The organism is Rhodococcus jostii RHA1 (assembly GCF_000014565.1).
In the GTDB taxonomy this organism is placed as follows: Bacteria; Actinomycetota; Actinomycetes; order Mycobacteriales; family Mycobacteriaceae; genus Rhodococcus_F; species Rhodococcus_F jostii_A.
The window spans coordinates 7,556,864-7,576,342 of sequence record NC_008268.1 but is presented as its reverse complement, the minus strand read 5'-3'; the positions used below and the strand labels follow the sequence as shown (position 1 = coordinate 7,576,342).

The following is a 19,479-nucleotide window of genomic DNA, read 5'->3' as shown; positions in this document are numbered from 1 at the left end:
GCACCGGTCAGCGGCGTTGCAGGAGTCTGCGTCCTGCGGCGCCGCCCCGGGTGCGCCCGGCAACTACACGGTGGGGACCAGTTCGTCTCGCCGACTGCGTGCCTCTTCCTGAATCGCCTGCCGGACTGCCTGGACCGCCGGATTGGTGAGGCTTTCGCGGCGCGCGGCCAGGGAGAAGGCGAGCCGGACGTCGACGGCATCGGGCAAGATCCTGCGCAGGTCGGCGTGCTGGTCCGCCATGAACGCCGGCAGCAGTCCGATGCCGCCGCCGGATCGCGTGGCTGCGACATGAGCGAAGATGTTGGTGGACATGAACTTTGCCGCGACACCGGGCAGGTGCCGGTTCAAGTCGAGATCCCCGACCTGCAGCAAGGAGTCGACGAAGAAGACCAGCGGGTGCGCTGTCAGCTCGTCCAGACTGCCGGGTTCGCCGTGCGCGCGAAAGTACTCCTCGCTGCCGTACAACCCGAGCGAGTACTGGCAAACACGTTCGGAGACCAGCCGACTGGTGATCGGTGTGCCCACCGCGACCGCGAGGTCGAACCCTGATTGGTAGAGATTCAATTGCCTTGTATCGGTGATCAACTCGACGACAAGGTGCGGGTGACTCATTCGCAGCTTGGCCAGTGCGGGAGCGACGAACAACGATCCGAATCCGTCCGGAGCGGTGATCCGGATGGTCCCCCGGAGTGGATTCTCACTGATACCGAGGACCACGTCAGCGGCTTCCTGAACGGCTTCCTCGATCTGTCGCGCCTTCTCCGCGATCGATCGGCCGACATCGGTCAGCTCCCATCCGTCGGCACTACGCTGCAGCAGACGGACACCCAGGGCCTTCTCGAGCGCACGCACACGCCGCGAGACAGTGGTGTGGTCGACGCCCAGGTCCAGCGCCGCGGATCGGCGGCGACCGGTTCGCGCCACGGCGAGCAAGTACCGAAGGTCATCCGAGCGGATGTTGCGGACGTCGATCACGGTGTGCCTCCCGGCAGGTCGGCCACCGCGGGGTGGTCTCCGCCCGGTGCGGCGGTCGATGCACGTCGGGTCGCGGAGAGGAGCTGGTGCAGATCGTCGTGGAGACGGCGCATTACCTGCGGGTCCACGAGGGCGAGGGCGTCGAGGGCCCGGGTCGCCGAGATAGCCACCTCGCGACCCTTGTCGGTGATCGTGACGAGGGTCGAGCGGCGATCGGCACGATTGATCGTCCGTACGGCCAACCCGGAACCTTCGAGTCCTTCGATCAGCGTTCCGATGGTGGTGGGATGCCTGTCCAGGGCGCGGACGATCCGCACCATGGGCAGCGGGGCGTTCGCGGCGACCATCATGGCCAAGACCTCGTACCGGGCGAAGGACAGCCCGAGTGGACGCAACGTGGAGTTGAGTTGATGGCCGATCAGCTTCTGGGTTTGCAGTACGGCGGCGATCAGCGATGCATACGGCGCCACGGAGTCGGCAGCCGGCGCCGAGTGGGGTGGTTGCGCAGTGGCCACCTGAAGCCTCCTAGTTGTCCGGAATGGGCATCGAATGAACGCCCCGAGTGGGTATTTCGCGAAACCCGTATTCGACACGGGACCGTGACGGCACTTCCCCTGTCGAAGGGTTTCTGATTTCGGAGTGGGTCACACCCACTGGCAATTTACCTGGATGTCCAACTATAGTACTTCCAACTTCCCCGATCTGAAAGGGTCGATTCATATGTTCACCTTGACCGATGACGAGCGGGCGATCAGCGACACTGCCCGCGACTTCGCGGCCGAGCATCTCGCGCCTCACGCCGTGGAATGGGATCAGGCCAAGCATTTCCCCGTGGATGTCCTGCGTAAGGCGGCGTCGTTGGGGATGGGTGGGATCTACATCCGCGAGGATGTGGGGGGATCCGAGCTCACTCGTGTCGACGCGGCCCGGATCTTCGAGCAGCTCGCGAAGGGGTGCCCGTCGATCGCCGCCTACATCTCGATCCACAACATGGTGACGTGGATGATCGACCGGTTCGGCACCGACGAGCAGCGCCGCGCGTGGGTGCCGGGGCTGTGTTCGATGGATCAGCTCGGCAGTTACTGCCTGACCGAGCCGGGTGCCGGTTCGGATGCGGCGGCGCTGAGCACCCGGGCGGTCCGCGACGGCGACGACTACGTCCTCAACGGGGTCAAGCAGTTCATCTCCGGTGCCGGCACCTCGGAGGTGTATGTGGTGATGGCCCGCACCGGGGAGGGCGGGCCCCGCGGGATTTCGGCGTTCATCGTCCCGAAGGGTTCGCCGGGTCTGTCGTTCGGGCCGAACGAGGTGAAGATGGGCTGGAACGCCCAGCCCACCCGTCAGGTGATCTTCGAGGACGTGCGGGTGCCGGCGGGCAACCTGCTCGGTTCCGAGGGCGGCGGGTTCCGGATCGCGATGGCGGGCCTGAACGGGGGCCGGCTCAACATCGCGGCGTGTTCGGTGGGCGGCGCGCAGACCGCGCTGGAGCGGGCCGTCGCCTACCTGACGGACCGGAAGGCGTTCGGTGCGCCGTTGCTCGACTCGCAGGCCCTGCAGTTCCAGCTCGCCGACATGCGCACCGAACTGGAGGCGGCCCGCACCCTGCTGTGGCGGGCGGCGGCCGCGCTCGAGGACGGCGCTCCCGACGTCGTCGAACTGTGTGCGATGGCGAAGCGCTTCGCCACCGACACCGGTTTCGAGGTGGCCAACCGGGCGCTGCAGCTGCACGGGGGGTACGGCTATCTTGCGGAGTACGGAATCGAGAAGATCGTCCGCGACCTGCGGGTCCACCAGATCCTCGAGGGCAGCAACGAGATCATGCGGGTGGTCATCGCCCGCAGCGTCATCGGAAACAGAGGAGCATGATGATTGCTGAATCCGAGGTAATTGTCGAGAAGCGGGACGGGTTGGGCCGGATCGTGCTCAATCGGCCCCGGGCGATCAACGCCCTCAATCATGCGATGGTGCGGCAGATCGCGGCGGCGTTGGCCGAGTGGTCCGGCGACGACGCGGTGCGGGCGGTGGTGATCACCGGTGCCGGTGAGCGTGGCCTGTGCGCCGGCGGCGACATCGTCTCGATCTACCACGACGCGAAGGACGGGGGCACCGGTTCGCGGGAGTTCTGGCGCGAGGAGTACCTCCTCAACGCGGCCATCGCGAACTACGGCAAGCCGTATGTGGCGATCATGGACGGCATCGTGATGGGCGGCGGCGTCGGGGTGTCGGCGCACGGCAGCGTGCGGATCGTCACCGAGCGGTCGATGATCGGCATGCCCGAGACCGGGATCGGTTTCGTTCCCGATGTCGGGGGCACGTATCTGCTGGCCCGGACCCCGGGGGAGTTGGGCACGCATATCGCGTTGACGACGGCGCGGCTCAGTGCCGGGGATGCGATCGCGTGCGGGTTCGCCGACCATTTCATCCCGTCGGAGAAGATCGAGCGGTTCCTCGACGTGCTGGCGACCACGTCCGTGGAGGATGCCCTGGCACGGTTCACCGAACCGGCTCCCGCCTCGGAACTGCTGGCGCAGCGGGGTTGGATCGACGCCGCGTACTCGGCGAACAGTGTCGCCGACATCGTCGCCCGGCTGCAGGCCAGTGGGGTGCCCGAGGCTCGGAAGGCGGCCGAGCAGGTGCGCGCGAAGTCGCCGACCGCGTGCGCGGTCACCCTGACATCGCTGCGCCGCGCCCGGCGGGCCGGCAGCCTCGAGGAAGTCCTCAACGACGAATTCCGGGTGTCCGTCGCCTGCCTGAGCTCACCCGACCTCGTCGAGGGCATCCGCGCGCAGGTCGTGGACAAGGACCGCAACCCGCAATGGTCGCCCGCCACCATCGAGGAGGTCGACGAAGCGCAGGTCGACGCGTTCTTCGCCCCACTCGGCGACCTCGAACTCGGGCTCACCCCACCCACCACAACCGGAGAAGACCAGTGACCGACTACGACACCATCCTCCTCGACCGCAAAGGTCGGGTCGGAATCATCACCCTCAACCGCCCGAAAGCGCTCAACGCGTTGAACACCCAGCTTCTACGCGAACTCGTCACCGCCGTCGAAGAACTCGACACCGACAGCGACATCGGGGCCATCCTCGTCACCGGCTCCGACCGCGCCTTCGCCGCCGGCGCCGACATCAAAGAAATGCAAACCAAGTCGTACATGGACGTCTACCTGGACGACTTCTTCTCCATCGGCGACCGCATCGCCGCCGCACGCAAACCCATCATCGCCGCAGTCGCGGGATACGCCCTCGGCGGCGGCTGCGAGCTGGCAATGATGTGCGACATCCTTCTCGCCGCGGACACCGCCAAGTTCGGTCAGCCCGAGATCAAGCTCGGCGTCATCCCCGGCATCGGCGGCTCACAACGCCTCACCCGCGCCGTCGGTAAGGCGAAGGCGATGGAGCTGTGCCTGACCGGCCGCACCATGGACGCCGAGGAGGCCGAACGCGCCGGACTCGTGTCCCGGATCGTCCCCGCCGCCGACCTGTTCGACGAAGCACTGCAGACCGCCACCACTGTCGCCGAGATGTCACTGCCCGTCGCGATGATGGCGAAGGAAGCAGTCAACCGGGCATTCGAGACCACCCTCACCGAAGGGATCCGCTTCGAACGGCGGGTCTTCCACTCCACCTTCGCCACCGAGGACCAGAAGGAAGGCATGGCCGCGTTCGTGGAGAAGCGCACGCCTGCGTTCACACACCGCTAGGCGCCACAGTGGATAATCGCCCCGCACCGGACTCCGGTGCGGGGCGACCCATTCGTCACGAGCTCCGAGTCGGAGGACCACAATTGCCCCGCCTCGTGCCGCCCCTGCCGACAGACCTCGTGCTCGCGATCTCTGCACAGTTGCGAGGGGGTCCGCTTGCCCCTGCGCCGGTTTCGGTTGGCGCTGAGCTGGAGGCGGATCCGGACGAACGGGACGACGCGTGGTGACCACGCAACTGCCGACAGCTACCGTGACTCCCGACGGACAAATCCACAGCTTCAGCAGATGCACCTGAGTGACGACAGACTGGTTCGCCAACCAAGGTGATACCGGTAGCCGTGAAACGGCGCATATCCCAGGCTCCGGCCATCACTATCGGACGTTCTGCGGCGCAGCGGTTTCCGTGTGGGAGGCGGACTCGCGGCGGACGCCGCCGTAGGTTGCGGTTCGGATGCTGAACAGGGTCAGCAACCCGATGAGGCACGATCCGGCGAGAAAGTATGCCGGCGACAAGGCGCTGCCGGTCCGGTCGATCAGCCAGGTGGCGATATATGCGGCCGTTCCGCCGGTCGCGATCGTCGCCAGGTTGAAGCCCAGGGCGACGCCGGTGAGCCTGACGCGAGAGTTGAACAGCGATGGGAACAGTGGTGCGGTGGCGACCTGGATGAGCGGGGTGCCGAGCGCGAAGAGGAAGAATGCCACGCCCGCGACGACGAGCCCGTGGCCGCCCATCAGCGACATGGCCGGGTAAGCAAGGATGCCGGATCCGATCAGTCCGGCTGCCGCGACCGGGACGCTGCCGAATCTGTCGACGAGTAGACCGGCGATCGGCATCAGCAGCGCGATGAGGACGATGATGAGCGCGGTCGTCCAGGTGACCGCGGTCCGATCGAAGCCGCCCTGGCGGACCAGGTGGATGCCGATGTAGGTGAGCACCATGTAGCCCGTGGCATTCTGTGCCACGCCGAGCCCGAATACCTGCAGAACCTGCTTGGGGTGTGTGCGGATGAGTTCGGTGAACGGTGACTTCGCCAGGTCGTCCTTTGCCGCGGCGTTCTCGAACTGGGCGGTGTCCTCGATGCGGGTCCGGGTCCACAGGCAGAACAGCAGCAGCGGGACGCCGAGCAGGAACGGGATTCGCCAGCCCCAGCTGGTCATCTGTGGTTCGGTGGTGAGCGCTGAGACGGTCCCGACCGCAATTGCGGCGAGCGCGAAACCACCGTTGCTGCCGAGTGCGACGAACGAGGCGCCCAGACCCTTGCGTTTTTCCCCGACGGTCTCGTAGACGTAGGTCAATGCTCCGCCGAGTTCTCCGCCGGCGGAGAAACCCTGCACCAGTCGTGCGAGGACGAGCAGGATCGGCGCGACGATGCCCGCTGACGCGTACTTCGGCAGGCATGCCATGAGGAGGCTGCCGACCCCCATCAGCAGCACGGACACCAGCAGAGCGCGCTTGCGTCCGTGCCGGTCCCCGAGGCGGCCGAAGAAGATGCCGCCGATGGGGCGCATGAGGTAGGCCGACGCGAAGACGGCGAGACTGGCGAGCAGTGCGGCGGTGGGGTCGTTGCCGGGGAAGAACAGTGGGCTGACGACCACGGCCAGGTATGCGTAGACGGTGAGGTCGTAGTACTCGACGATGGTGCCGACAGCCGCGGCGAGAACGCCGCGGCGTCTGGTTTGCTCGAGGGTGCGCGATGTGGAATTCGTGTGGGTCGCCACGAACATCTCATTTCTGTGCGAAAGCGTGGACCGAAGGTGCGCCTACCGCAGGTGGGAGTGGGTCACCTCGTGCGAGCGCTTCCACACCATAACCGCGCATCCGCTAAATCTGTACATGTTTCCGAATATTAATGGAAGCAGTCCGCTAGAGCTGCCAGTGCACGGGCTCGGAGATGATGTGCGCAAGGCGCTTACGGTAGTACTTCGCGGTGTCGTGGACGAAGGCCTCCATCGCCTCCCCTGCGGCGGACGCATTTCGGGAGCGCATGGCATTGAGCACCAGTTGCTGCGCTTCGACGGCGGCGGTGCGGGTGATCTCAGGGTGCCGCGAGGGTTCCGCGTCCCGCACCAGGAGCAGCAGCGTTTCCATGAGGATGCGCAGCACCGGGTTTCCGGATGCGGTGTAGATGGTGGTGTGGAACAGCGCGTTCTTCTCGATGAAGTTGGCGTAGTCGTCGGGCCGCGTCCGCATGCTGTCGAGCGCTGCCTGCAATTCGTCCAGCTGGCCGTCCGTAATTCGAGGCGTGGCCTGTTGCGCGACCACCGGTTCCAGGGTCAGCCGGGTGTCGATGACGTCGCTGAGATTTGCACCCTCGAGCTGCAGGAACAGTTTCATGGTGTTGCCCAGTGATTCGAATTGAGGCCGACACGCGACGGGGCCGCCGCCGACACCGGCCCGAATGGTGACCAGGCCTCGGCTCTCGAGCAGCCGGAGGGCTTCGCGCACAGTCGTGCGCGCCACGCCGTACTCGGCGACCATCTCCTTCTCGGTCGGCAGCCGGTCACCGGCCACGATGCCGCCCCCGAGGATCTCGTCCGCTATCTGGTTCGCGATGCGTTCGGACATTTTCGGGGCTCTGCCCGGTGCGCGATGGGCGTCGTCCGGCGTCAGTGCGTTCCCGGTGCGCTCGTCGACAGTTCGATGTGTAGCCGCCATGCGTACAAACCCTACCCAGCTCCGAGAGAGAATCGACAAACTCTGTACATATTTAGGGAAAGTGGCTAGCGTGACACCCGTCAACACGTGGCACCAGTCAACATCCGAACGTGATGCTCTCCCGGAGGTAAAGATGTGGCCGACGCGCCCACCGACGCCAGACCTTGGCCATTCCTACCGCGAGTCAGGGCACTGGCGTGATCAACCGATCGGGCACTACTTGACGCGCGCCGCCTCGCAGTTCCCCGATGCAGTGGCCGTGATCGACGGCGACACACGGTTGACCTTCGCCGACGTCGACCGCAACGCCACCACGCTCGCTGCTGCGCTGCATTCGGCCGGAATCGGCGCCGACGACGTGGTCTCGTTCCAGCTCGCCAATCGGGCCGAAGCGGTCATCGTCTACCAAGCGATCATGAAGCTAGGCGCCGTCGCCAACCCCATAGTCCCGATCTACCGAGGGCGCGAGCTGCGGTTCATCCTCGGGCAGGCGCGGGCGTCGGCCGTCTTCATTCCCGCGACCTACCGAGGATTCGATTACGCCGCGATGTATGACAAGCTGCTCGACGACTTGCCGCACCTGAAGAAGGTCGTCATCCTCGGCGACCGTGGCGAGCGCGGCACCGACGAGCGGATGACCACCTGGACGGAGCTGCTCGGCAGCGCCCCGGCAGAGGCCGCGAAGGTGGTTGCCGCACTGCCCCAGCCGGATCCAGATCAGGTCTGCCTGCTGTTGTACACCTCCGGGACGACCGCGGATCCGAAGGGCGCACTGCACAGCCACAACACGCTCGTATTCGAGAACCTCTCGATGATCGAGTTGTTCGGCCTCAACGAGAACGACGTCATCTTCAACCCGTCGCCGGTCACGCACGTGACCGGGGTGAACTGCGCCTTGACACTGCCGTTCCTGCTCGGGGCGCCCGTCGTGCTGCACGATCAGTGGGATCCAGCCGCCGCGCTCGACAAGATATCCTGCCACGAAGCCAGCTTCATGATCTTCTCCACACCGTTCCTGCAAGGATTGCTCGACGCCGCCGTCGCGGCGGGTCGCCCCACTCCGTCGATCCGGTACATCGTGTGCGGCGGCGCTGACATGCCGGACGAACTGACCCGCCGGGCCACCGATCGGCTCGGCACCGTCGTCCGTATGTACGGCGCCACCGAAGGGCCGTCCGTCACAGCAGGCAATCGCTGGGACACACCGCAATTACGCACCCGAACCGACGGGCGAGTCCTGGCGCCCACGGAGGTGACCATCGTCGACCCCGCCGATCGCCCTGTCGCGCCCGGCGGGGTCGGCGAAGTACTGTGGCGGGGCCCCGACACCTTCCTCGGATACCTCGACTCGTCGCTCAACGCCGCGGCGTTCACCGACGACGGCTTCTTCCGGTCCGGTGACCTCGCGCGGTTCGACGACACCGGCGCAATCCACATCGAGGGCCGAATCAAGGACATCATCAACCGGTCCGGCGAGAAGATCAGCACTCACGAGGTGGAAAACCTGCTCAGTGAGCACCCCGCTGTCAGCGAGGTCGCCGTAGTCGCAGGGCCAGATGCGACGACCGGTGAACGGGGCTGCGCCTTCATCGTCACCCACGACGCGCAGGACCTCACCCTCGAAGACGTCCACGAGTTCCTGACCGGACGCGAGGTCGCCAAACAGAAGATCCCCGAGAGCATCTTCGTGGTGGACGTACTACCCAAGACCGCGAGCGGCAAGATCCAGAAGTTCGCGCTCCGCGACTGGACCCGTAACCGCACCCACGTCCCGCCGCAGATGGTCGGCGTCAGCCTTCATGCGGCGCATGAGAAGTGAGGACGACATGACCGAGCACATTCGCATCTCCCAACCCGAACCAGGGATCGCCCTGGTCGAACTTGCCCGCGGCAAGGTCAATGCACTCGACCACCGAATGTACGGCGAACTCGCCGAGGCCTTCGACCGGCTGTCGGACGATCCGACAGTCAACGTCGCCGTGCTCACAGGACGCGGTCACGTGTTCTGCGCGGGCAACGACCTCAACGACTTCCGCACCATGGACACGACGAGCGGTGAACTGCAGATGCGCAATGTCCGCCGCGCGATGTTCAACCTCATCGACTGCTCGATCCCCGTCATTGCCGCTGTCAACGGGCCGGCACTCGGCAGCGGATTCGGCCTGACCGCATCGTGCGACCTGGTGGTGGCCTCGGAGAAGGCGACGTTCGGGTTGCCGGAAATGAACGTCGGGGTCCTCGGCGGCGGCCGTTTCACCGCCCGCATGCTGCCGCAGCAGGCAATGCGCCGGCTGTTTTTCACCGCAGAAGCCGTCGACGCACACACCCTCGAGCGGTGGGGCGCGCCGATCGAGGTAGTACCCCACGACGCACTCATGAACACCGCATTCACCCGCGCACGGTCCATTGCCTCGAAGAGCCGCTACGCACTGACCCTGGCGAAGCAATCGTTGAACGGCTGCGAGGGTATGGATCTCAAGCGCGGCTACGAGCTCGAACAGACCTTCACCGTCCGGTTGTCCGAGCATCCGGACTCCAAGACTGCGGTCGAGGCACACATGGCCGCACTGACGAACGGCAAGAACCCATGAGTACGGCAACGAGTGAACTGGCAACACCGGAGGACCTCGACGCGTTCGGCGAGCGGGCCACCGCGTGGCTGTCCCAGCGGCTGGACCGGCATCTGCCGGCCTCCGGAACCGACCTGTCCGGAGGCGATGCGGAGCCGTCCTACGCTATCTTCCACAACCGCACAGAGGCCGAAGAGCGCGAACTGCTCGTCCGAGGCAAGGCCTGGCAATCCGCACGCGTCGACGCCGGGTTCGGCGCCATCACCTGGGGCCCCGAATGGGGCGGACCGGGCCTGACCGCGTCCCACGAACGGATCTACGTCGAGCTCGAACGTCAGTTCCGCACCCCGGAGCGGCACGAAACCATCCTGGTGACCGTGGAGCTGATCGCACCGACCATCCACCTGCTCGGCACCGAGGAACACAAACAACGGTTCGTGCAACCGTTCCTGCGTGCCGACGAACTGTGCTGCCAGCTGTTCTCCGAACCCGGTGCCGGCTCCGACCTGGCCGCGCTCGCGACCCGCGCAGTTCGCACCGACACCGGCTGGAAGATCACCGGTCAGAAGGTGTGGAGTTCGGGCGCACAGTTCTCCGAGTGGGGACTACTCATCGCGCGCACCGACCCTGCCGCACCCAAGCACCACGGAATGACGGCGTTCCTCGTGCCGATGGACGCCCCAGGCGTCGAAACCCGGCCCATCCGCCAGATGTCCGGCGGTTCCACGTTCAACGAGGTGTTCCTCACCGACGTCGAATTGTCTGACTCGCTGCGTCTCGGCGAGGTCGGCGACGGGTGGAATGTCGCATTGACCACCCTCGGTTTCGAACGCAGCTCCAGCGGCGGAATCGTCTCCGCCGGCGGCAGCGCAGCCGACCTGATCCAGCTTGCCAAGCAACTCGGCATCACCGACGACCCGCAGGTGCGTCAGACACTCGCCAAAGTCGTCGTCTACGAACGCGCCACCGCTATGTTCAACGCCCGCTATGCCGAACGTGAACTCGCCGGACATGTTCCCGGAGTCGAGGGCTCGATCGCCAAGCTCGTGTGGACGCAAAATCTCAAGCGCATCGGGGATGCCGCGGCCCGATTCCTCGGACCCCGCATCCTCGCCGACACCGGCACTCCGAACACCTACGCCTGGACCGAGCATCTCCTGGGCGCCCCGGGCTACCGCATCGCCGGCGGCTCCGACGAGATCCAGCGAAACATCATCGGCGAACGCGGCCTCGGGCTGCCCAGAGAACCGCGCTAGGAGCAGACATGGCCCTCGAATTGACCCACGAACAAGAACAACTTCGGGACAGCGTCCGCGCCCTCCTCACGAAGACCGATGCGAAACACGGGCTGTGGGAAGGCCTCACCGGCCTGGGCCTGACGGAGATCCCCTTCCCCGAACGCTTCGGCGGAGCCGGTTACACCCTCACGGACACCTCCGTCGTGATGCACGAACTCGGCCGCACCATCTCCAACGCCGCCTACTTCTCGTCCGTGTGCCTCGCCGGACTCACCCTCTCGGAATGCGCCTCGGACGCGGGCCGCGCCACACATCTACCCGCCATCGCAACAGGCAAATGCACCGCTACCCTGGTCGCCGGATACCCGTACTCGGACACCCCGATTACCGCCACCCCGTCCGGTGACAGCCGGCTGATTCTTCGGGGCACACAAGAATTCGTGGTCAATGGCGACAGCGCACATCTCCTCGTCGTTGTCGCACGCGGAGAGAAGGGCCTCGAGCTAGCCGTCATCGACGGCGCCGCACCCGGCGTCGTGCGTACCCCGCTCGAGTCCCTGGACACCACCCGCCCACTGACCCGGATCGAGTTTGCCGAAGCCCATGCGCAGGGGGTCGGCGACGCGAACCTGGGGGCGACACTGCCCCGCGCGCAGGCGTCAGCCCTCGTGGCGCTGGCCTCCGAACAGGTGGGCGCCGCCGAGGCGTGCCTGGAAATGTCGGTCGAGTACGCCAAGACCCGGGAACAGTTCGGCCGACCGATAGGCTCGTTCCAATCGATCAAGCACCGACTCACCGACATGCTGGTGGCACTCGAACTGGCGCACGCCGCAGTACTGGACGCGGCCAACGCCGACGAAAGGCCAACAGACGAACTAGCCACTGCAGCGAGCATTGCGCACGTGCTGGCGTCCGAGGCCTTCACCTACGCCGCCGAAGAATCCATCCAAATCCACGGCGGCATCGGATTCACCTGGGAACACCCTCTACACAGGTACTTTCGGCGGGCTAAGAGCGACGCACTGTTATTCGGCAGCGCAGAGACGCACCACGAAGTCATAGCAGCTTCGGTGATATAGGTGTTCGGGGAGTTGGTTGCGTGCCACCGCAATCGTCGGCCGGAATGATTGCAGCCGACTTACAGGCAGGCGAGAACGTCGTCTGCACCCTTGCCTGCATTGCAACCTCGAGTTCGGATTGACCGTGAACCGACTCCACGGCCGAAACCCGGGTGCGAGCACGGGGCCGCAAGACCGACCGTCGACGAGAAGTCGCAAGTGGATCGGGGCCACAGCATTGCGCGGCCCCCTCCCCGATGCGTAGACCTCTACCGTGCGGTTCACGTCACTGGTCAGATACCGCGCCCGGTACCTGCCCCGGCGGGCGCAGTCCGCCCCGGCGGTACTCCCGGCCAAGCGACGCACTCGATCGGCACAACTGAGATCAGCGCCCAGTGTATGACGTTTGGCTGACAGGGCGGGGCGGGTCGGATACAGCTGAGAGGGCATCGACAGTGACGTGGGTGGCCCACCCCGCGACGCAGACCCGCCGACACCACACGACCGGTGACCGATGCATGCAGCGAAGGAGCAAACGTTCGTGCTCGAGAGCGAAGTCCACCCCCTCCGCATCCCGTCCCCGCCCGCCGATCCGCAGCCGCTCCGACAAGCGACGCGTCCGGACCGGTCACCGACCGTGGCCACTGGTCGGTGCGGGGGTGGTGTGCGGCGATCCTTGGCCGACGCCGATCCGGATCGAGAATCCGATGGTGAGGACCCGAGCACGTCCTCGCCCCTACCCGACGATCCGATCATCTGGACCGACCCCAGTCCGCTCGCCGACTGGTGGGACCGAGTACTCGGCCGGCCCTCGACCACCTGAGGACCCACGGACCTGCTCGCATGTGTGGAAGTCGTGCGGTCCAACGTCGTCGTGTCGGCGGAAAGTACAGTCATCGCGGGTGCGGTGTGTTCTGCTGAGCCACACAGAAGCCGGGGAGGTGCGGTGTCCGAGCTGGGGTCGGTGGACTGGCGCCGATGAGCCCAACCGAGGCAGCGGAATTGTTCCGCAAACGCCCTGTTCACCGGCTGCACGGGTATCCGTGGTGGCGGCTCGAGAAGCACGTCGATCTCGGATATCACGTGCGGCACACCGCCGTTCCCGGCGACGGCACCATGACCGAACTGCTGTCCCTGGTCTCGCAGATGCACTCGATGCCGCTCGATCCGCAGCACCCGATGTCGGAGACCCGGACCTCCGGGACTCCCCCGCGCCGTGGAGCCCGTCGGTGGCGGCCCCCACTCGGCATTCCTCCCTCGACCCACGCGGGGTGCTGCGGTCTGGCCTGGGCATCACGAGGGAGATGCTGGCAGCCGTCCCCACCCTGGTCCGTGCCGGCTACCACGGCCTGACCGAGGAGCGACTGACATTGCCGTTGCAGTCCCCGCCGACGATCTTCAACGCCCCGACCGGCCGGGCCCGCAAGGTCGCCGCCCGATCCTGGCCCCTGAAACAACTGCGCCGGCTCTCCGCCTGTACCGGTGCCCCGTTGGATGTGGTGGTGTTGACCCTGTGCGCGGGCGCGCTCCGCGCATATCTGCTCGAGCAGTACGCCCTCCCCGAGGTGCCGTTGACCGCGATGCTCCCGTCCCGCTCCTCGGCGAGGGCCCCACCATCAGGCCGGGCGGCAACCGAGGGATCGGGGCAATGGTGGTATCCCTGGCCACCGACGAGGACGACCCCCTCGCCCGCCTGGCGCTGATCGCCGACTCCGTAGCCCATACCAGCGGAATTGTCGCCGCGCTGAGCCGTACCCAATTTCAACTGGTCAGTGCCCTGACGTTGAGTCCGATCATGCTCGACCCGGTCCGCCAGGTCCTCGACGACATCCCGCCACCGTTCAACGTGATGATCTCCTACACCCCGGGGCCGACCCGCCCGCGGTACTGGAACGGCGCCCATCTCGACGCTGTCTACCCCATACCGACCCTTGCGCGCGGCCAGGCCTCGAGCATCACCCTCACCAGCCGATCCGGACAGCTGCACGTCGCGGTCGTCGGTGACCGGACCGCGGTCCCTCATCTGCATCGGATCATCGGCCACCTCGATACCACCCTGACCGACCTCGACACCGCGGCCCGCGCAACCCCTCGGTGACACTGGTGACGGCGCGCCGACACGCATTCGTTTGAGCATCCGGCCACCGCCCATTGCCTCCGGCGGATAGGGAGAGCAGTGTGAAACACAGAGAAATGACCGGCGACGCCGGGTCGGCGCCGCCCTGAGGAGAAGGGTGCCGATCGTGTTCGCACGCTCAACCACAATTCAAGCGCATCCGTCGTACATCGACGCCGGGATCAAGCACGTACGCGACACCGTGATGCCCGCGCTGGCGGACGTCGAGGGCTGCCTGGGAATGTCCTTGCTCATCGATCGCAGCTCGGGCCGGTGCATCGCGACCAGTTCGTGGCGGGACGAGGAATCGCTACGCGCCAGCGAGGGGCCGGTACTGAAGCTGCGTGACGTCGCAGCCGAGGTCTTCCACGGCACCACCGAGGTGTCGCGGTGGGATATCGCTGTCATGCATCGTGACCATCATTCGGATCGCGGGGCCTGTTGCCGCGTCACGTGGGTCAAGACCGAGCCTGCCCACATGGACCGCGCCGTCGACGTGTGGAAGATGGCCGCACTGCCCAAGATGGAGGAACTCGACGGCTTCTGCAGCGCCAGTCTGATGCTCGACCACGCCGCGGGTCGCGGGGTGTCGTCGCTGACATTCGACAGCTCCGAGGCAATGGAACGCAACAGAGAACGCATCGACCGCATCCGGGACGAAGGAGTTCGCGAGGCGAACGCCGAGGTACTCGATACTTGCGAGTTCGAGCTCGCCATCGCGCACCTGCACGTCCCCGAGATGGCGTGAACTGTCGAACTGTCCAGAAGGAATCCCACACTGCAACCAGGAGCTCTCACCCGAAGCTCGTCAGTGCGACAACCGAACTGATGCCGACGGACCGCTGCCGAGCAGCGGGTGAAGCTGACGGGATCACGGCCACTCAGCACGTCCCCCACCCCGTCGGCACCTTCGTCGCGGTGACCCACATTCGCGTCATCCCGGCGCTCGACCCGACTCAGGGCGCGAACGTCGCTGATCGCGAATGCCTGCGCATCTAGCTCGTCCAACGCAGGGACCATCACCGGTCTCGGGTCGCTCAGCCAGTCGCCGTCAAACGTGTAGTGACCGAACTGATCGGGCTTGGCCGGGTTCCGAACCGTCACATCCAACGTCTCGACCGGCGCCACATCCACACAGCCTGTGGCACCCAGCACCACAGCCAGCACCATCAACAACCCCCATGACGAACGCAACCCTGAGGGTGCCGACTTCACCGCGTGAGAATATCCGACGTCGTCTGTCGGGTCAGTGCAGCGACCTCGCAGTCGATGCTGACCGGCAGAGACTTCATCGCACCTGCCGCCCGGCTCGCCCCACGGAGCTCCGCCACGGAGGCTTGTGGACGAGCCGTCGAATCCCCGTCAGAGTTCTCGCCGTCGATCCCCGCCCCGGCGGACCGGGGCGGGGATCGACGGGCACCTCGTGGGTGCCGGCGAAAACCCGGCGTCCGTCATCGTGCGCGAAGACCCCCGGTCTGCCGGCATCCACCGCGACATCAAAGTCTCCCGCCGCACCCGAAGTGCCACGCACACCACGCTCGGGCTTGCCCTGGGCCGGAACTCCAACCACTCCCGCGCGGGAGTCGTCAAGTCAGGTGCCGCCGGGATACCTCGGACCCCTTGCCGGCACCGCTGGCGCCGGACAACCGACCACCGCACGGCCCCGAAGGCCATGATTCCCACGGGCCATAATCTTCACCGCAGGATGACCCCGGAATCCATCAGGGCAATGTTGCAACTCACGCCACCGACATCGCCGCTTGAGCAACATGGAAGGCTCGCTCGAGCTCAGCCGAGATCCGGCCGCGCGAGGACACCTCGTGACCCGCCCCGATCGCCCACTCACGAATCTCCCTGGACGACTTCTTCGCCGGAGCCTTACTCACGGCCGTCCTCTTGACCGGCACCTTCGCCGCGACCACCTTCTTCACGACCTTTTTCTCCGCAGCCGCCTTTGTCGCGACTGGCTTCTTCACCACTGTCTTCGCCGCGACTGGCGTCGGCACGGCTGTCTTCTTCCCGGCCGTCTTCCTCCCGGCTGTCTTCGTCGCGGCCGTCTTCGTCACCGGAGCCGTGCTCGCCGCCGGCCGCTTCACCGGAGCCGTCGCCGCGGCCGTGTTTTTCACGGCTGTCTTCTTCGTGGCCGTCTTCTTCACCGGCGCCGTTCTTGCTTGAACCTTCTTCGCCTGAGCGTCATGGAAGGCTTGCTCGAGCTCAGCCGGAATCCGGCCGCGCGACGACACTTCGCGGCCCTCCCCGATCGCCCACTCACGAATCTCCCTGGACGACTTCTTCGCCGGAGCCCTACTCACCACTGCCCTCGTCACCGGCACCTTCGCCGCGACCACCTTCTTCACGACCTTTTTCTCCGCAGTCGCCTTCGTCGCGACTGTCTTCTTCGCAGCCGTTTTCTTCGCGACTGTCTTCTTCGCAGCCGTTTTCTTCGCGGCTGTCTTCTTCCCGGCCGTCTTCGTCGCGGCCGTCTTCTTTATGGGCGCCGCTGTTGTCTGAGCCTTCTTCGCCTGAGCGTCATGGAAGGCTTGCTCGAGCTCAGCCGGAATCCGGCCGCGCGAGGACACTTCGCGACCCTCCCCGATCGCCCACTCACGAATCTCCCTGGACGACTTCTTCGCCGGAGCCTTACTCACGGCCGTCCTCTTGACCGGCGCCGTTTTTGCCTTAGCCTTCTTTGCCTGAACCTTCTTCGCCTGAGCGTCATGGAAGGCTCGCTCCACCTCGGCCGAGATCCGGCCGCGCAGGGAGACCTCGCGGCCCTCCCCGATCGCCCACTCACGAATCTCCTTGCTTGTCTTTTTCGCCGAACCTTCAGAACCCCTCGGTGATACCGCCATGTGTCTCCTTCTTCGCCCGGGCAACCGTCGAACGCACACAGTAACGGCAGGCGGCTTCTCACGGTAATCAGGAAGTTCATCCGAACTGACATTTCACCGTCTTCAGCCCATCTCTGATCTGGGCAGGCCGACGCGATCCTCCTGAAGTTCCCAACTCACGCCGCACCGAGATTCAGGCAGAACGAGCGCGACTCACCTTGGCAGTCAGTAACCTTGGTGAGCCGCAGCGATGATAGGTAAGGTTGGGATTGCGCAGCGCGGCCTTGGACCGAGACGATCTCGAATGAGGCTTTATGGCCGGCGGTTGCCCATTGGACCGAGTCGCTCTGATCCGGGTCAGCAATGTCGAGCCGTATTTGTCAGGGAGGTTACCGGGCCTGGTTGAGTGCTCGTGTCCCCGCAACTGAACGATGGAGATGCGGCGTACTCCGACGAAACACGCCGGCATCCCTCTATCGACATCAACCCGACACGTAACGTCCGGACACCGATTCGCATCCAAAGGTATACAGAAAACTCCGTTCTCGTGACATCACGCGGGACACCGCGCCGCTCCCACCGACCCAGCATCGAGGAGTACGGACGGAAGGACATCCATGACTGGGAAAGGAAGTGCCGACAACCGTGAACGGGCGGGAACGATCGCGATAGGGCCGGCCATCGCGACTACCGCCCTCCTTACTGCCTGGAGTCTGACCTATTGACTGCTCGGGTCGGCCCCACGGTGAAGACACGGACCCACCACGCCCGGACTCAGCTCGTCAAGCTCCTTGCGCCCGTTTCCTGACCGGCTGCACACCACGAGGGCATCTCGCTGACGGGATCACCGCGTCGTCGAGTTTCGAGTCCGGCACGAGCCGGGGCGTGCGCCACTGCCCCAGCATGGTCAACCACCTGCCCACGGGATAAGTCAGGCAGACGACGAAGTAATTTGACGTACTCCACGACGCCGAAGACCCATACCGCCAGCGCGGCTATCGCCACGCCGAGGTGATCGGGCCACCACACGAGCACTCCGAGGAGCCCGACCACAAGCAGGCCGGAATCGACGAGCAGGAATACACGATAGGCGGCGGCGAGGGCGACCGGCATAGATGCTCGCTCAACCCAACTACGTGCGGACAGCCAATAGCTGCCCGCCTGCACGACGATCACGAGCAGTGGGAACAGCGCGGACACAGGGCCACGGAATCCTGCCTGATCTCCACTCGGGATATCACGAGGCTGACGGAAACGGCGGCGAAGACCGCCGCAGCGGCCACCTCCCCCGTGCCGAGGCTCAAATATCTACACCGCAACGTCTCTCGCCGCTCCTCGACCCCCCTGCCACCCTATCGAGAGCGCTACCAGCGCGGTAAGGCGACGATCGCCCGGGTCGTCGTGATCAACGTTCGGCGTCCGGGTCGGGCGGTCGAGGTACGGCGTTGCATCGGTCTACCTCCTGTGGGGACCCCCTGCACATTCTTTGACTGCGTATTCCTGGCGCGTTGGCCGTGCCGCACGAACGGGATCGGGCATTGCCAACCGATGACCGTCTGCTGAGGATCGCTCTATGCTGGCATGGTGTTCTTTCTATTCGGTTACGGCACCAAGCGGCAACACCTTGGCCCGGGGCAGACCCGAACGTGCCCGCACTGCCACAACACCACACAGTGGGCACGGATGCGGGAATTCAAGCAGTTCGCATTGTTCTTCGTTCCGGTCGCACGCTGGAAGCGCCGGCAGTTGGAGGAATGTGGCATCTGCGGCACCGCCGTCGAAGTCTGACACCTTCATTCCGGCGACGCGGCCGCTGAGGGAGCGTGCGTTAGTGTCGTTGCCCGGCCAAAATTTTCCATTGTGCAGCCCTGCTGTGCAATTGCGTGGGAATATACCCTCGTCCACCTCGACGATGCCCTCATCGGTCAGCTCACGCACTTCCACAACGAGCTCGGCGCTCGCTTTTCCTTTGTCGGACACAGTACAAGCACTCCGTCGGCAACTCCGACTTCTACCCCGAGATCCGGCCACGGGGAGGACACTACGCGACCCTCCCCCATCGCCCGCTCACGAATCTCATTGGACGCCTTCCTCGCCGAACCTTCAGACCCTCTCGGGAAACCGCCATGTTATCTCCTTCGAGGCGGCCGCCAGATCGGTCTGTGTCATCGACCTATGAGCCAGCGGGAGCATCCGTTCGACCGCCCGCAGGATCCGTGGCCGGCGCACACGACGGGCGCGCCGGTCCTCCGACCAGTTGTGCCCCAGTATCCGCAAGTGCGGCGTTGCATTCTTGGTGACGAGCAGAAACCGGTTGCACGTCCGCCCG

At 65.5% G+C, this 19,479-nt stretch carries 19 protein-coding genes and 1 pseudogene; 14 read left to right on the top strand and 6 right to left on the bottom strand.

The genetic code is table 11. The features are described from left to right. Positions 1 to 63: 63 nt before the first annotated feature. Positions 64 to 975, bottom strand: a complete 912-nt coding sequence (locus RHA1_RS34550) for a LysR family transcriptional regulator (protein ID WP_009480343.1) — start codon at positions 973 to 975, stop codon at positions 64 to 66. Further along, positions 972 to 1,490, bottom strand: coding sequence for a MarR family winged helix-turn-helix transcriptional regulator (locus tag RHA1_RS34545; RefSeq protein WP_009480342.1), 519 nt, complete (start codon positions 1,488 to 1,490; stop codon positions 972 to 974). Before RHA1_RS34545 ends, RHA1_RS34550 begins: the two co-directional genes overlap by 4 nt. Before the next feature lie 205 nt (positions 1,491 to 1,695). Here RHA1_RS34545 and RHA1_RS34540 point away from each other — a divergent pair, with 205 nt between their 5' ends. The 3 genes from RHA1_RS34540 to RHA1_RS34530 are packed head-to-tail and all read left to right on the top strand — an operon-like array spanning position 1,696 to position 4,681. Further along, complete coding sequence (locus tag RHA1_RS34540) at positions 1,696 to 2,841, top strand: isobutyryl-CoA dehydrogenase (protein WP_011598801.1); 1,146 nt, start codon at positions 1,696 to 1,698, stop codon at positions 2,839 to 2,841. Beyond that, positions 2,841 to 3,908 carry an enoyl-CoA hydratase/isomerase family protein gene (locus tag RHA1_RS34535; RefSeq protein WP_011598800.1) on the top strand — a complete coding sequence of 356 codons (1,068 nt, stop codon included), beginning with the start codon at positions 2,841 to 2,843 and terminating at the stop codon, positions 3,906 to 3,908. The genes RHA1_RS34540 and RHA1_RS34535 overlap by 1 nt, the downstream gene beginning before the upstream one ends. Continuing rightward, positions 3,905 to 4,681, top strand: coding sequence for an enoyl-CoA hydratase (locus RHA1_RS34530; RefSeq protein WP_009480294.1), 777 nt, complete (start codon positions 3,905 to 3,907; stop codon positions 4,679 to 4,681). Before RHA1_RS34535 ends, RHA1_RS34530 begins: the two co-directional genes overlap by 4 nt. Before the next feature lie 372 nt (positions 4,682 to 5,053). On the opposite strand, the gene RHA1_RS34525 is transcribed toward RHA1_RS34530, so the two are convergent. Beyond that, positions 5,054 to 6,406 carry an MFS transporter gene (locus RHA1_RS34525; RefSeq protein WP_011598799.1) on the bottom strand — a complete coding sequence of 451 codons (1,353 nt, stop codon included), beginning with the start codon at positions 6,404 to 6,406 and terminating at the stop codon, positions 5,054 to 5,056. 139 nt (positions 6,407 to 6,545) lie between these two features. Further along, positions 6,546 to 7,337, bottom strand: a complete 792-nt coding sequence (locus RHA1_RS34520) for a FadR/GntR family transcriptional regulator (protein WP_009480292.1) — start codon at positions 7,335 to 7,337, stop codon at positions 6,546 to 6,548. Positions 7,338 to 7,557: 220 nt separating this feature from the next. Between RHA1_RS34520 and RHA1_RS34515 the strand changes: the two genes are divergently transcribed. From RHA1_RS34515 to RHA1_RS50740, 10 genes and pseudogenes are all read left to right on the top strand, one after another. Then, positions 7,558 to 9,156, top strand: coding sequence for an AMP-binding protein (locus RHA1_RS34515; protein ID WP_081437504.1), 1,599 nt, complete (start codon positions 7,558 to 7,560; stop codon positions 9,154 to 9,156). A gap of 7 nt (positions 9,157 to 9,163) precedes the next feature. Beyond that, complete coding sequence (locus RHA1_RS34510; RefSeq protein ID WP_011598797.1) at positions 9,164 to 9,928, top strand: enoyl-CoA hydratase-related protein; 765 nt, start codon at positions 9,164 to 9,166, stop codon at positions 9,926 to 9,928. After that, complete coding sequence (locus RHA1_RS34505; RefSeq protein ID WP_011598796.1) at positions 9,925 to 11,163, top strand: acyl-CoA dehydrogenase family protein; 1,239 nt, start codon at positions 9,925 to 9,927, stop codon at positions 11,161 to 11,163. Before RHA1_RS34510 ends, RHA1_RS34505 begins: the two co-directional genes overlap by 4 nt. An 8-nt stretch (positions 11,164 to 11,171) precedes the next feature. Continuing rightward, entirely contained in the window at positions 11,172 to 12,224 is a 1,053-nt protein-coding gene (locus tag RHA1_RS34500) for an acyl-CoA dehydrogenase family protein (protein WP_011598795.1), read from the top strand. Between the two features lie 493 nt (positions 12,225 to 12,717). Further along, a complete protein-coding gene (locus RHA1_RS34495) occupies positions 12,718 to 13,026 on the top strand; it encodes a hypothetical protein (protein WP_011598794.1) in 309 nt (102 codons plus the stop codon). A gap of 155 nt (positions 13,027 to 13,181) precedes the next feature. After that, positions 13,182 to 13,328, top strand: a pseudogene (locus tag RHA1_RS52980) (wax ester/triacylglycerol synthase domain-containing protein); the annotation flags it as partial. A 104-nt stretch (positions 13,329 to 13,432) separates the two neighbouring features. Further along, a complete protein-coding gene (locus RHA1_RS52280) occupies positions 13,433 to 13,906 on the top strand; it encodes a wax ester/triacylglycerol synthase domain-containing protein (protein ID WP_272942770.1) in 474 nt (157 codons plus the stop codon). Continuing rightward, complete coding sequence (locus RHA1_RS52275; protein WP_029537690.1) at positions 13,852 to 14,301, top strand: WS/DGAT domain-containing protein; 450 nt, start codon at positions 13,852 to 13,854, stop codon at positions 14,299 to 14,301. Before RHA1_RS52280 ends, RHA1_RS52275 begins: the two co-directional genes overlap by 55 nt. 136 nt (positions 14,302 to 14,437) lie before the next feature. Continuing rightward, the gene (locus RHA1_RS34485) at positions 14,438 to 15,067 is read left to right on the top strand and encodes an antibiotic biosynthesis monooxygenase (protein WP_009480283.1); all 630 of its coding nucleotides are present in this window, start codon (positions 14,438 to 14,440) and stop codon (positions 15,065 to 15,067) included. Positions 15,068 to 15,147: 80 nt separating this feature from the next. After that, complete coding sequence (locus RHA1_RS50740; RefSeq protein ID WP_167540964.1) at positions 15,148 to 15,318, top strand: hypothetical protein; 171 nt, start codon at positions 15,148 to 15,150, stop codon at positions 15,316 to 15,318. 740 nt (positions 15,319 to 16,058) lie between these two features. Here RHA1_RS50740 and RHA1_RS34480 read toward each other — a convergent pair. Then, positions 16,059 to 17,171: an Lsr2 family DNA-binding protein gene (locus RHA1_RS34480; RefSeq protein WP_016880257.1), complete on the bottom strand. Its 1,113-nt coding sequence runs from the start codon at positions 17,169 to 17,171 to the stop codon at positions 16,059 to 16,061. 753 nt (positions 17,172 to 17,924) lie between these two features. After that, positions 17,925 to 18,350 (bottom strand): hypothetical protein, encoded by a 426-nt coding sequence (locus tag RHA1_RS34475; RefSeq protein WP_011598791.1) that lies wholly within the window; start codon positions 18,348 to 18,350, stop codon positions 17,925 to 17,927. Between the two features lie 381 nt (positions 18,351 to 18,731). On the opposite strand from RHA1_RS34475, the gene RHA1_RS34470 reads away from it, so the two are divergent. After that, positions 18,732 to 18,938, top strand: coding sequence for a zinc-ribbon domain-containing protein (locus RHA1_RS34470; protein ID WP_016880256.1), 207 nt, complete (start codon positions 18,732 to 18,734; stop codon positions 18,936 to 18,938). Positions 18,939 to 19,479 lie beyond the last annotated feature (541 nt).

Coding starts and splice junctions, on each gene's coding strand:
- RHA1_RS34535 (WP_011598800.1), top strand. CDS start 2,841: ATGATTGCTGAATCCGAGGTAATTGTCGAGAAGCGGGACGGGTTGGGC.
- RHA1_RS34525 (WP_011598799.1), bottom strand. CDS start 6,406: ATGTTCGTGGCGACCCACACGAATTCCACATCGCGCACCCTCGAGCAA.
- RHA1_RS34480 (WP_016880257.1), bottom strand. CDS start 17,171: ATGGCGGTATCACCGAGGGGTTCTGAAGGTTCGGCGAAAAAGACAAGC.
- RHA1_RS34500 (WP_011598795.1), top strand. CDS start 11,172: ATGGCCCTCGAATTGACCCACGAACAAGAACAACTTCGGGACAGCGTC.
- RHA1_RS34520 (WP_009480292.1), bottom strand. CDS start 7,337: ATGGCGGCTACACATCGAACTGTCGACGAGCGCACCGGGAACGCACTG.
- RHA1_RS34510 (WP_011598797.1), top strand. CDS start 9,164: ATGACCGAGCACATTCGCATCTCCCAACCCGAACCAGGGATCGCCCTG.
- RHA1_RS34495 (WP_011598794.1), top strand. CDS start 12,718: ATGCATGCAGCGAAGGAGCAAACGTTCGTGCTCGAGAGCGAAGTCCAC.
- RHA1_RS34470 (WP_016880256.1), top strand. CDS start 18,732: ATGGTGTTCTTTCTATTCGGTTACGGCACCAAGCGGCAACACCTTGGC.
- RHA1_RS52275 (WP_029537690.1), top strand. CDS start 13,852: ATGGTGGTATCCCTGGCCACCGACGAGGACGACCCCCTCGCCCGCCTG.
- RHA1_RS34540 (WP_011598801.1), top strand. CDS start 1,696: ATGTTCACCTTGACCGATGACGAGCGGGCGATCAGCGACACTGCCCGC.
- RHA1_RS34505 (WP_011598796.1), top strand. CDS start 9,925: ATGAGTACGGCAACGAGTGAACTGGCAACACCGGAGGACCTCGACGCG.
- RHA1_RS50740 (WP_167540964.1), top strand. CDS start 15,148: ATGCCGACGGACCGCTGCCGAGCAGCGGGTGAAGCTGACGGGATCACG.